Raw genomic sequence first — 12,034 nt, 5'->3', positions numbered from 1 at the left:
AGGAGCGGACATCCCATGGCGGCAGTACCCGAGGCGGACGACTGCGGCGAGCGCACCTGCGTCGACGGCGTCGATCTCGAAGCGCTCGCGCGGCGGCTCGGCACGCCGCTGCACGTCTACTCGGCCAGCCGTTTGCGCCGGCGCGCCGCTGAACTGCGCGCGGCGCTGGCCGGGCTCGATGCACTCGTCTGCTATGCGGTGAAGGCCAATCCCAATGTCGCCGTGCTCGCGTTGATGGCGGACGAGGGCTTCGGCGCCGACATCGTCTCCGCGGGCGAGTTGCGGCGCAGCCTGTGCGCCGGCATCGCGTCGTCGCGCATCGTGTTCTCCGGCGTCGGCAAGACCGCCGACGAGATCGCCGAGGCCCTCGCGGCGGGCATCGGCCGCTTCAACGTAGAATCGCGCGACGAACTCGACCTGCTGCAGCGCGTCGCGCGCGATCGCGGCCAGGTCGCGCATGCGTCCGTGCGCGTGAACCCCGATGTCGATGCGGGCACGCACGCGAAGATCGCGACCGGCAAGGCGGAGAACAAGTTCGGCGTCGAGCCGAACGAGGCCTGGCAATGGTTCGCCGAGCACGCGCATCGACCGAATGTCGTGCTCGACGGCCTGCACGTGCACATCGGCTCGCAGGTGCTCGAACTCGCGCCGTTCGCCCGGGCCTTCGAGCGCATCGCCGTGCTGGCGCGCGATCTGCTGGCGGCCGGCCACGCGATCGCCTGCATCGATGCCGGCGGTGGCCTCGGCGTGCGCTACCGGGAAAGCCATGACGTGCCCGTGGACGTCGGCGACTACGCGCGCACGTTGCGCCATGCGCTGCGCGGCTTCGGCGGGCGGCTGATCGTCGAACCCGGGCGCTGGCTCGTCGCCGAGGCCGGCGTGCTGCTGACGCGCGTGATCCGCGTCAAGCACGGTGCGCGGCGCCGCTTCCTCGTGCTGGATGCGGCGATGAACGACCTGCAGCGGCCGAGCCTGTACGATGCCTGGCATGCGATCGAACCATTGCACGGGCGCGAGCGCGAGCGCGTGGTCTACGACGTCGTCGGGCCGGTCTGCGAAACCGGCGACACGTTCGCGCGCGCACGCGAGTTGCCACGCTGCGAGGAAGGGGATCTCGTCATGATCGAAACGACCGGCGCCTACGGGGCCTCGATGGCATCGACGTACAACTCGCGCCCGCTCGCCGCGGAAGCGATGGTCGAACGCGGCCGCTACGCCGTCGTGCGCCGGCGGCAGCACTTCGACGAGATGCTCGCCGGCGAGCAGCCGGCCGGCGACTGGCAGGTCGCATGAGCGCGCGGGCGACCATCGCGGTGCTCACCACGCTGCTCGCGTCGGCATGCGCCATGCACCACGCGCGCGACGGGCGTCCGCTCGCGCTCGACACGCACGTCGACATCCCGTTCGCCTACATGGCCGAACCGCGCTTCGACGCCGGCGGCGACACGCCGCTCAAGGTCGATCTCGGCAAGATGGAGCGCGGCGGCCTCGATGCCGCGTTCCTCGTCGTGTTCGTCGAGCAGGGGCCGCTGGACGCACAAGGCTACGCGCACGCGGTCGCTCAGGCCGAGCGCAAGTACGCCGCGATCGATCGCCTGCTGCAGCGCTACCCGGGGCGCATCCGCCTCGCGCGCACGCCGCAGGACATCCGCGCCAATCGCGCCCACGGCCGGTTGTCGGCCGCAATCGGCGTCGAGAACGCCTATTCGCTCGGCCACGACCTCGCGCGCCTCGATGCCGCCTGGGCGCGTGGCGCGCGTTACCTCGGCCTCGTGCACGTCGGCAACAACGACCTTTGCTCGAGCTCGCTGCCGGACGCGGAGCGCCACGAGACGAACGAGCGTGGCATCACCGACTTCGGCCGCGCGGTCGTCGCGCGCGCGAACGCGCTCGGCATGATGGTCGACGTTTCGCACGCGTCCGATGCCTGCGTGCGCGACGTGCTCGCCATATCGGCGGCGCCGATCATCGCCTCGCATTCGTCGGCGCGTGCGCTGGTCGATCATGCGCGCAACCTGCCGGACGACCTGTTGCGCGCGATCGCCGCGCGCGGCGGCGTGATCCAGGCGGTCGCCTACCGCGAGTTCGTCAAGCGCGACCCGGCGCGCGAAGCGGCCGAGAAGGCACTGCAGAAAGCCGTGGCCGTGCAGGCGGGCGATGCCGAGTACGACAGCGAGAAGCACGATTACCTGCCCGCTTACGTCGAGGGCATGCGCCGCATCGATGCGCAGTTTCCGCTCGCCACGCTCGACATGTATCTCGACCATGTGCAGCACATCGCCCGTGTCGCCGGCATCGATCACGTCGGCATCGCCTCGGACTTCGACGGCGGCGGTGGCGTCGACGGCTGGCTCGACGCCTCGCAGACGCGCAACGTCACCGAAGGGCTGCGCCGGCGCGGCTACGACGAGGATGCGATCGGCATGATCTGGAGCGGCAACCTGCTGCGCGTGTGGCAGGCGGCGATCGACGCGGGAGCGAAGCACCAGGAGGCCGGACGGTGATGCGCGGGAGCCGGGCGGTCGCGCTGCTCGTCGCGACGATGGTCGCCGGCGTCGCCGCCGCGGCCGGGCCGCGCTCGCCCTACGACATCGCGTTCGACGACGCGATGGCGCGCTACCACCTGCCGGGCCTCGCGGTCGGCGTGATCGAGGACGGCCGTGTGGTGTGGACGCGCACCGCGGGCGAGACGGTCGCAGGTTCCGGCAAGCCGGTCACGTCGCGCACGCTGTTCAAGATCGCCTCCAACAGCAAGGCGATGACGACCGCGCTGCTCGCGCGACTCGTCGCCGCCGGCAAGCTGCGCTGGGACGATCCGGTCACGCGCCACCTGCCGCAGTTCCGCATGCACGACGACTGGGTCACGCGCAACATCGAGGTGCAGGACCTGCTCGTGCACAACAGCGGCCTGCGCGAAGGCGCGGGCGACCTCATGCTGTGGCCCGAACCGAACGCATTCACGCGCGCCGACATCCTCGCCGGCCTCGCCTGGCTCGTGCCGCAGCACAGCTTCCGCTCGCGTTATGCCTACGACAACCTGCTGTACGTCGTCGCGGGTGAGGTCGCAGCCGCCGCGGGTGGCGCGCCGTACGAGGATCTCGTGCGGCGCGAAGTGTTCGAACCGCTCGGGCTCGCGCGCTGTCGCGTCGGCAGCTGGCGGAGCGCCGAGGTCGACGATGTCGCGCAGCCGCACATGCGCAAGGACGGCCGCAACGTGGTGATCAACGCGGATGCGGCGATCGTGCCGGCGATCACCTCGGCGGCCGCCGGTGGCATCCGCTGCAGCCTCGGCGACATGCTCGCGTGGGCACGCAACTGGCTCGCGCCGGATGCGCGGCAGCTCGCCTGGTTGTCGGCCGAGCGACGCCGCGAGCTCTGGACCGCGCATACGCCGATGCCGATCTCCGGGCGCCGCCGCGACTGGGACCGCACGCACGCTTACGCGTACGGGCTCGGCTGGCGCCTCGCCGACGTCGACGGCACGTGGACCGTCTCGCACACCGGCACGCTGTCGGGCATGTATTCGCTGCTGATGCTGCTGCCCGATCGCCATGCGGGCTTCGTCGTGCTCATCAACGGCGACGGCGATGCGGCACGCACGATGCTCGGCGAAGTGCTGCTCAAGCATTTCACCGCGCCAGCCGAACGCGCGACGATCGCCGGGTACGCCGCACGCGTCGCCGCCGAACCGGTCACTCGCGGACAGGCGGCACCGGATGTCTCCGTGCGCGAACCCGTCGCGGTCGACGAACTGCGCACGCGCCTAGGCATCTGGCGCGATCCATGGTTCGGCGAAGCGGCGTTGTGCGAGGAGGCGGGCAGGGTGCGTTTCCGCGCGGCGAAGTCGCCGCTCCTGAGCGGCATCGTCATGCGCTCGCTCGGGCGCACGCTCGTCGCGTGGGACGATGTCCGTGTCGATGCCGAGGCCTGGATCGACCTCCCCGCCGACGCGGACGAGGGCATGCTGAAGCTCGCGAAGGTCGATCCGCGCGCGGACTTCAGCTTCGACTTCGAGGACCTCGCGTTCCGGCGCGTGCGCGACTGCGACTGACGGAGTTCGCGATGGGTTGGCGGGTGCTTGGAGTGGCAATGGGTGCATGGCTAGCCGGGTGCGCGGCAGGGGCGACGCGCGAGGCCCGCGTCGATGCGATCATGCGCGCGTACGCGGGCGACGTACCCGGCGCTTCCGTGCTCGTGCTGCGCGATGGCATTCCGCTCGTGCGCAAGGCGTACGGCCGCGCCGATCTCGAGCAGGGCATCGCCGCGACGCCCGCGACCAACTACCGGCTTGCGTCGGTGACCAAGCAGTTCACCGCCGCGGCGATCCTGCTGCTCGCCGAAGATGGCCGCCTCGGCCTGGACGACCCGGTCCGCCGCTGGCTGCCGTCATTGCCCGCGAGCGACGATGCGATCACGATCCGCCACCTGCTCACGCACACCGGCGGGCTGATCGATTACGAGGACATCATGCCGGCCGGGCTCGCCACGCCGCTGCGCGACAGCGACGTGCTGCACCTGCTCGAACGCGAATCGCGGCTGTACTTCACGCCGGGCACGGCGTATCGCTACAGCAACGGTGGCTATGCGCTGCTCGCGCTCGTCGTCGAACGTGCTTCCGGACGGAGCTTCCAGGGCTTCCTGCGCGAGCGCATCTTCGAACCGCTCGGCATGCGCGACACGCTGGCCTACGTGCAGGAGGGCCCGCCCGTGCCGCATCGCGCGTACGGCTACAGCGAGGTCGCCGGCCACTGGCAGCGCACCGACCAGAGCCTCACCAGCGCGGTGCTCGGCGACGGCGGCATCTATTCCTCGATCGACGACCTCGCGCACTGGGACGCCGCCGCCTACGACGATCGCCTGCTCGGCGAGGCATCGCGGCGGCTCGCCTTCACGCCATGGACGAAGACCGATGTCGCCGACGTCCAATACGGCTTCGGCTGGCGCCTCACCGGCGACACGCAATGGCATTCGGGCGAGACGATCGGGTTCCGCAACGTGATCGTGCGTTGGCCCAAGCGCCACCTCACGGTGATCGTGCTGAGCAACCGCAACGATCCGGAGCCCTATCGCATGGCGCTCGGGATCGGGCGCCTGTTCTTCTGAAGCGCGCGCAACGAAATGCGTCCTGAATGCGATCTCGCCGGCTGGCTCAGCACGGATTTAGCGCGGCCGGCGTAGGGTGACCCGTACCTCGGACGAAGAGGCTCGCGTCATGAAAACGATCCTGAAAACCGCGCTCGGGTTGACCTTGCTGGCCGCGCTGGCCGGCTGCGTATACGAACCGGGCTACGTGCGTCACGACGGCTATCGCGGCAGCGTCTACTACAGCAGCCGCTACACCTACCGCCCCGACGTCTACTACTACGACTACGACTACTGGCCCGGCTACTACCGGTATTCGTATCCGACGATCGGCCTCGGCGTCCATTACGACCGGGTCCACCATCGCCGCGGCCACGACCACCGTCGCGACCATCACCGCCGCTGACGGCGCCCCGTGACGTGGTCAGTGCTCGGACCAGACGGCGAGTTCGTTGCCTGCCGGATCACGGAAGTGGAATCGGCGCCCGCCCGGGAACACGAATGTCTCGCGCCTGATTTCGCCGCCTGCGGCGATCACGCGCGAGCGCGTGTCGAGGTCGCGCGGATCACGGCGAGCGGGTGCCGTGGTCGATGCCCGGGATCGGCATTGCTGCCGCTCGCGACGCCACTGGCGACGTATCCGAATATCGTCCTCGCCCCAATCGCGATAGGTCCAGCCGAACACGTCGGCGAAGAAGCGCTTGCCGCGATCCAGCTGGCCGACGTCACCCGCAGGGAATTCGATGAAGTCGATCACGTGGTCGTGGCGGGTCATGAGGTCCTCAGGGCGGGGGCAGGGTGACGCGCACGAGGTGGAGTTCCAGCGGCGACGCGGCACCGGGTGCGACGGGAACGCGGGAAGGGGTGGCGAACATGAGCCGCCCGTGGGCGTCGCGCAAGGTCGCGCGCACGCTGTAACGACCGTCCGCGTCCATTCGGTCGGCGTCCAGGGGAAGATCGAACACGTAGGGCGAAGACCGCAGGTCGCCGTAGCTCATGCGCGCGACCGTGGCCGGCCGCATCGCGTCCGGCGCGTCGGCGATGCGATCGTCGATGAGTTGGACGTCGAGCACGGCCCCCGCCGGGACGAGCATGCGCTCGAGATGGAAGGCGCGGCCATGCACGACGATGGCGCGCGGCGTCGTCGCCGACGGCGCGCCGACGCCGTGCTCCGGCGCCGGCACGGACTGGCAGGCAACGAGCATCGCGGCAAGGGCGAACACGGGCACGAGGCGCATGGTGCCGTTGTACCACCGCCGAGGCGCAACGTGCAGCGGGACACGCCAACGGCGCGGGCGGATCGCTTAGACTGGCGCCGATGCAAGGCGATCTTCCCGGTTTCGCGCCCGCGGCGGCGGCGAGCCACAACCTGTTCTTCGCATTGTCGCCGGCGGCGTCGACGCGCGCCGCGATCGCCGCGGCCGCGGACGCGTTGCGCGCTGAGCTCGATCCACGCGGGCGCTGGCTCAAGCCGCCGCGCTATCACCTCACGTTGCAGTTCCTCGGCGCGTTCGCGCAGCCGCCGCCCGACCTCGTTGCTCGCGCGATCGCCGCGGCGGCCCAGGTCGCATCGCCGCGCTTCGAGTTCCTGCTCGATGTCGTCGGCAGCTTCGGTGCCCGCAGCATGCCGGTCTGGCTCGGCTGCCAGCAGGCGCCGGCTGCCCTGCTGCAGTTGCACGACGCACTCGGCAACGCGCTCGCACGCCACGGCTGCCGCACGCACGGCACGAACCGGCTCGTTCCGCACGTGACGATCCTGCGCGATGCGGAGCAGGCGCTGCGCCGCCCGCTCGCGCAGCCGATCACGTGGCACGTCGACGAGTTCGTGCTCATCGACAGCCAGCCACCGGAGCCCTATCGCGTGACCGGACGCTGGCCGCTCGCCTGAACCCTCGACGTCAAGCCGCCCGTCGACGTCAGCGGCCTCTCGACGTCAAACAGCCACTCGAAGTCATTCCGAGAAAGCGGGATCCATTTGCTTCCGGCACCTGTTTGAAGGCACGCCACGACTCGCGCGCGGCTCCCGAGCGCGAATCATTTCCGCCCACGCATCCGGAGCGGGCGCACATCGACCCTACCACCACCGCTTCAGCTGACGAGCGTCGCGTCCATCGTGATCTTCGCATTGAGCACCTTCGAGATCGGGCAACCTTCCTTCGCCTTGGTCGCCAGTTCCTGGAACTTCGCGGCGTCGATGCCTGGCACCTTCGCGCTGACGGTCAGATGGCTCGCGGTGATCGCAAAGCCATCGCCGACCTTGTCGAAGGTGATCTCGGCCTTCGTCTCGATCCGCTCCGGCGGCGTGCCCGCGTTGCTCAGCTGGGCCGACAGCGCCATCGAGAAGCAGCCCGCGTGCGCGGCGCCGATGAGTTCCTCGGGGTTAGTGCCGGGCCCGTCCTCGAAACGCGACCTGAAACCGTAGGGCGCATCGGCGAGCACGCGCGTCTCGGTCGAGATCGTGCCCTTGCCTTCCTTGAGGCTGCCGGTCCATACCGCGGAAGCATGCTTCTTCATCGGGAGTTCTCCTGGGATTTCCATACGGGAGGATTGCGCGCCGGCGCTGCGCCGGGAGTGCCAGCGTACCCCGTTCGCCGGGCGGTGCAACTGCGCGGGGGTGCAAGCCCGTAGAATGCGCGGATGCGACTGAACAAATACATCGCCGAGAGTGGCCATTGCTCGCGCCGCGAGGCGGACCGCCTGATCGCGCAAAAGCGCGTGACCGTCAACGGCGTGCCCGCCGGCATCGGCACGCAGGTGGAGGAGGGCGACGAAGTCCTCGTGGACGGCCAGGCGCTGCTCTCGCGCAAGGCGAATGCGAAGGGCCGCCGGCACGTCTACATCGCGCTCAACAAACCGGTCGGCATCACTTGCACGACCGAGCGCGAGGTCGGCGGCAACATCGTCGACTTCGTCGACCATGCGCAGCGCATCTTCCCGGTGGGCCGTCTCGACAAGGACTCGGAAGGCCTGATCCTGCTCACCAGCAATGGCGACATCGTCAACGAGATCCTGCGCTCGGAGAATCGCCACGAGAAGGAATACCTCGTCGCGGTGAACAAGCCGGTCACGCCCGAGTTCCTCGCCGGCATGGCGCGCGGCGTGCGCATCCACGGCCAGATGACCAAGCCGTGCCGCACCGCGCGCATCGCCAAGTACGGATTCCGCATCGTGCTGACGCAGGGTCTCAACCGGCAGATCCGTCTGATGGCCGCCGCATTCGGCTACCGCGTGACCCAGCTGCGCCGCGTGCGCATCGTCAATATCAAGCTCGGCGCGCTCAAGCTCGGACAGTGGCGCAACCTCACGGAGCCCGAGCTGCGCGGCCTGTTGCCCGATCGCACGGAGTGGTGACGGCGGACGAGGGCCGCGGGCGAGCATCGGCGAGTGCCGCGGCTTCCGCGCCGAACGCGCCGTACGGCACTGTGCAGAAGCGCGCGCCGTGCGCGACCGTCGCGCCGCGCGTTGCAACGCCGCGATCGCCCACAGGGCGGGCTCCTGCAGACGCATTCCGCCCTACGGACGTCGGGGTTCGTGCAGGGCGGCACGCGCGCAGCGCGTGCCGCCGACCGTCGTGACTTGCGTACCCCCGGTCCTCAGGCCTCGATCATGTTTGCACCGTGTAAAGCGCCTTGCCAAGGCCGCGCCCGCGTTCCATGGTTGCGCCTTCGTGCCGAAGAGGAATCACCCGATGCAGCCGAACCGCCCCGCCTCGATGCTCGCCGCCGCGCTCATGGTCGCCGCGCTGCCCGTCGCGGCGAAGAAACCCGATGCCGGCGAGGCGTCGTTCCACGCGCTGTACAAGCAACTCGTCGAGATCAACACGACCTTGTCGGTCGGCAGCTGCACCGAGGCGGCGCAGGCAATGCAGGCGCGCCTGGTCGAGGCCGGCATCCCCGCGGCGGACACGCAGGTGCTCGTGCCGGCGGAGCGGCCGAAGGACGGCAACCTCGTCGCGACGATCAAGGGTAGCGACCCGGCGGCGAAGGCGATCCTCCTGCTCGCGCACCTCGACGTCGTCGAGGCGAAGCGCGAGGACTGGGTGCGCGATCCGTTCAAGCTTGTCGAGGAAGACGGCTGGTTCTACGCGCGTGGCGCCAGCGACGACAAGGCGATGGCGGCAGTATTCACCGACAGCCTGATCCGCTATCACAAGGAAGGCTTCAAGCCGCGTCGCGACATCCGGCTGATGCTCACCTGCGGCGAGGAGACATCCGACACCTTCGACGGCGTCGAATGGCTCATGAAGGAGCATCCCGAACTCACGCGCGCCGCGTTCGCGCTCAACGAAGGGGCGGGCGGCGAACTCGATGCGCACGGCAAGCCGGTCGCGTTGCAGGTGCAGGCAGGCGAGAAGGTGTACCAGGACTTCCGCCTCGAAGTCACCGACAAGGGCGGCCACAGCTCGCGGCCGACGAAGAAGAACCCGATCTACGCATTGAGCACCGCGCTCGGCCGCATCGCGGCCTACCAGTTCCCGATCAGCCTCAACGACGCCACGCGCGGATACTTCAAGGCGCAGCTCGAACTCGCGCCGCAGGCGGTCGCCGAGGACATCAAGGCCGTGCTCGCCGATCCGCCCGACGCGGCCGCGGCGGACCGCCTGTGGACGCTCAATCCGGGCTGGAACAGCATGCTGCGCACGACCTGTGTCGCGACGATGGTCGACGCGGGGCACGCGCCCAACGCGTTGCCGCAACGCGCGGGTGCGAACGTCAACTGCCGCATCCTGCCCGGCGTGCCGCTCGAGGCGGTGAAGAACACGCTCGCGCGCCTCGTCGACGACGCCGACATCACGATCACGGCGATCGGCGAACCGAGCCCGGTCGGCAACGCCCCGAACCTGTCGCCGGCGATCATGGAGCCGGTGCGCAAGGTCGCCGAGTCGATCTGGCCCGGCGTCGCGATCGTGCCGACGATGTCGACCGGCGCGACCGACGGCCGCTTCCTCAACGCGGCAGGTACGCCCACCTACGGCCTGTCCGGCATGTTCCACGACGTCGAAGGCAGCCACGCGCACGGGCTCAACGAACGCATCCGCGTGAAGTCGCTGCTCGACGGACGACGCTTCCTCTACGAGGTCGTGAAGCTCTACGCGAACGCGAAGGAATGATCGACGCGCAGGCCGGCCGGCGTTTTCGCGTGAGCCCACAGCCTGCGCTCAGGGCGAACTGACTTCCGCCGCACGCGCGGTGCACCCGTAGGAGCCCACCTGTGCGCGACCGCGGCGTCGCGGTGCGCCGAGGCGCAACGGTCGCGCACAGGGGGCGCTCCTGCAGGTGACGTGCGCCGCACCCGTGCGGGGGCAGCGGAAGCCGCGAAGCTCGTCCGCCATGCCGAGGCCGGGCCCTACATCGACGCGCGACGCCCGCCGACTTCGTCGATGTGGCGCAGCAGGTCGGCAGGGTCTTCGAACACGCGGTACGCGCCCGCGCGTTCGAGTTCGTCTTCCGAGTAGCCGCCCGAGAGCAGGCCGATGCCGAGCGCGCGTGCGCGCCGCGCGGCGAGCATGTCCCACACCGCGTCGCCCACCACGGTCGATTGCTCGATCGGGACGCCGAGTTTGTCCGCCGCGGCGAGGAAAAGGTCGGGGTCGGGCTTGGCGTAGCGGACGAGGTCGCGCGTGACGACCGGGACGCGCGCCGGGTCCACGCCGAGCATCTCGAGCACGGGGCCTGCGGTTTCCATGCGGCCGCTGGTCGCGATCGCCCATGGAATCGAGGACGCAGTGAGCCAGGCGACGAGTTCGCGCGCGCCCGGCAGCGGACGGATCATGCCCGAGCGGCGGTTGTACGCCGCCGCATGCGCGCGGCGCAGCCGCTCGGCCCGCGCCTCGTCGATCGCGATGCCGCTCTCGCGCAGCAGCACGTTCATCATGAGGCCGCCGCTCATGCCGATGCGACGATGGATGCGCCACACCGACAGCGAAATGCCTTCGCTGTCCAGTGCCTCCTGCCATGCGAGCACGTGCTCGTAGACGCTGTCCACGAGCGTGCCGTCGAGATCGAACAGGAAGGCGGTCGGCGGCGAACCCAGCATGGCGGCGATCCCGGCGGGAGGAACCCGCAGTCTAGCGCCGTGTACCGCGCGCGTCGTGTCGCCGGCCGGCGCGCGTTCAGTCGCTGAACGCGGCGTTGTGGTAGACGTCCTGCACGTCGTCGAGTTCTTCGAGCCAGTCGAGCAGCTTGCCGAGCGTTTCCTCGACATCGCCGCTGACCGCGACGCGGTTGTCCGGGCGCATCACGATGTCCGCGCTGATCGGCGTGAGGCCCGCGGCGACGAGCGCCTTCTTCACCGCTTCGAAGTTTTCCGGCGCGCACAGCACGACCGAGGCATCGGCTTCACCGACCACGTCGTCGGCCCCCGCGTCGAGGGCGAGTTCGAGCACCTTGTCCTCGCCGCCGGACGCCTTCGTGTCCAGCACGATTTCGCCGAGTTCCTTGAACTGGAACGCGACCGAACCCGTCGTGCCGAGGTTGCCGCCGTGCTTGGACAGCGCGTGGCGCACGTCCGCGACGGTGCGCACGGGATTGTCGGTCATCGTGTCGATGATGAGTGCGACGCCGGAGGGGCCGTAACCCTCGTAGCGCATCTCCTGCATGTCGTCGGCACCGTCCGCGCCCGAGCCGCGCTTGATCGCACGCTCGATCGTGTCCTTGGACATGTTGGCCGACAGCGCCTTGTCCATGGCGACGCGCAGGCGCGCGTTGCCGGCCGGATCGGCGCCGTTGCGTGCCGCGATGGTGATCTCGCGGATGAGCTTGGTGAAGACCTTGCCGCGGCGCGCGTCCTCGGCGTTCTTGCGGTTTTCGATGCTGGGGCCTCTGCCCATGGGAATTCCTGTGTCGCTGTGTCGATGACGAGGACCGCCCCCGGCAGCGCCGGTCGCGGGATCCCCATTCTACTTCGCGACGCCGTGGCCGCGTGCGGGCGCGTCGCGGCCGCGGCCGGTCGG

The 12,034-nt window shown here is 69.8% G+C and carries 13 protein-coding genes; 8 read left to right on the top strand and 5 right to left on the bottom strand.

The window, feature by feature from the left end; genetic code table 11:
- The first annotated feature begins 15 nt into the window (after positions 1 to 15).
- The 5 genes from lysA (at position 16) to EV148_RS16680 (ending at position 5,488) form a co-directional block, all read left to right on the top strand.
- Positions 16 to 1,293 carry a diaminopimelate decarboxylase gene (lysA, locus tag EV148_RS16700; protein WP_131999994.1) on the top strand — a complete coding sequence of 426 codons (1,278 nt, stop codon included), beginning with the start codon at positions 16 to 18 and terminating at the stop codon, positions 1,291 to 1,293.
- Positions 1,290 to 2,504 carry a dipeptidase gene (locus tag EV148_RS16695; RefSeq protein ID WP_131999993.1) on the top strand — a complete coding sequence of 405 codons (1,215 nt, stop codon included), beginning with the start codon at positions 1,290 to 1,292 and terminating at the stop codon, positions 2,502 to 2,504. The genes lysA and EV148_RS16695 overlap by 4 nt, the downstream gene beginning before the upstream one ends.
- A complete protein-coding gene (locus EV148_RS16690; protein ID WP_131999992.1) occupies positions 2,504 to 4,051 on the top strand; it encodes a serine hydrolase domain-containing protein in 1,548 nt (515 codons plus the stop codon). Before EV148_RS16695 ends, EV148_RS16690 begins: the two co-directional genes overlap by 1 nt.
- A 38-nt stretch (positions 4,052 to 4,089) precedes the next feature.
- Positions 4,090 to 5,103 carry a serine hydrolase domain-containing protein gene (locus tag EV148_RS16685; RefSeq protein ID WP_182517499.1) on the top strand — a complete coding sequence of 338 codons (1,014 nt, stop codon included), beginning with the start codon at positions 4,090 to 4,092 and terminating at the stop codon, positions 5,101 to 5,103.
- 109 nt (positions 5,104 to 5,212) lie between these two features.
- Positions 5,213 to 5,488, top strand: coding sequence for a hypothetical protein (locus EV148_RS16680; protein WP_131999990.1), 276 nt, complete (start codon positions 5,213 to 5,215; stop codon positions 5,486 to 5,488).
- An 18-nt stretch (positions 5,489 to 5,506) separates the two neighbouring features.
- Here the strand turns inward: EV148_RS16680 and EV148_RS16675 are convergent, their stop codons facing one another.
- Positions 5,507 to 5,857, bottom strand: coding sequence for a VOC family protein (locus EV148_RS16675; RefSeq protein WP_131999989.1), 351 nt, complete (start codon positions 5,855 to 5,857; stop codon positions 5,507 to 5,509).
- Between the two features lie 7 nt (positions 5,858 to 5,864).
- Entirely contained in the window at positions 5,865 to 6,320 is a 456-nt protein-coding gene (locus EV148_RS16670; RefSeq protein WP_131999988.1) for a YbaY family lipoprotein, read from the bottom strand.
- Positions 6,321 to 6,400: 80 nt separating this feature from the next.
- Between EV148_RS16670 and thpR the strand changes: the two genes are divergently transcribed.
- Positions 6,401 to 6,970: an RNA 2',3'-cyclic phosphodiesterase gene (thpR, locus tag EV148_RS16665; protein ID WP_131999987.1), complete on the top strand. Its 570-nt coding sequence runs from the start codon at positions 6,401 to 6,403 to the stop codon at positions 6,968 to 6,970.
- 200 nt (positions 6,971 to 7,170) lie between these two features.
- On the opposite strand, the gene EV148_RS16660 is transcribed toward thpR, so the two are convergent.
- The gene (locus tag EV148_RS16660; RefSeq protein ID WP_131999986.1) at positions 7,171 to 7,596 is read right to left on the bottom strand and encodes an OsmC family protein; all 426 of its coding nucleotides are present in this window, start codon (positions 7,594 to 7,596) and stop codon (positions 7,171 to 7,173) included.
- A gap of 123 nt (positions 7,597 to 7,719) precedes the next feature.
- Between EV148_RS16660 and EV148_RS16655 the strand changes: the two genes are divergently transcribed.
- Complete coding sequence (locus EV148_RS16655; RefSeq protein ID WP_131999985.1) at positions 7,720 to 8,433, top strand: pseudouridine synthase; 714 nt, start codon at positions 7,720 to 7,722, stop codon at positions 8,431 to 8,433.
- 337 nt (positions 8,434 to 8,770) lie between these two features.
- Positions 8,771 to 10,192: a M20/M25/M40 family metallo-hydrolase gene (locus tag EV148_RS16650; RefSeq protein WP_131999984.1), complete on the top strand. Its 1,422-nt coding sequence runs from the start codon at positions 8,771 to 8,773 to the stop codon at positions 10,190 to 10,192.
- Between the two features lie 236 nt (positions 10,193 to 10,428).
- Here the strand turns inward: EV148_RS16650 and EV148_RS16645 are convergent, their stop codons facing one another.
- Positions 10,429 to 11,118 carry an HAD family hydrolase gene (locus tag EV148_RS16645; RefSeq protein ID WP_131999983.1) on the bottom strand — a complete coding sequence of 230 codons (690 nt, stop codon included), beginning with the start codon at positions 11,116 to 11,118 and terminating at the stop codon, positions 10,429 to 10,431.
- Positions 11,119 to 11,194: 76 nt separating this feature from the next.
- Complete coding sequence (locus tag EV148_RS16640; protein WP_131999982.1) at positions 11,195 to 11,911, bottom strand: YebC/PmpR family DNA-binding transcriptional regulator; 717 nt, start codon at positions 11,909 to 11,911, stop codon at positions 11,195 to 11,197.
- Positions 11,912 to 12,034 lie beyond the last annotated feature (123 nt).

Origin of the sequence: Dokdonella fugitiva (assembly GCF_004342425.1) — a bacterium.
GTDB lineage: Bacteria > Pseudomonadota > Gammaproteobacteria > Xanthomonadales > Rhodanobacteraceae > Dokdonella_A > Dokdonella_A fugitiva.
Note: the sequence above shows the minus strand (reverse complement) of the source record. Positions and strands in the feature narration are given on the sequence as shown.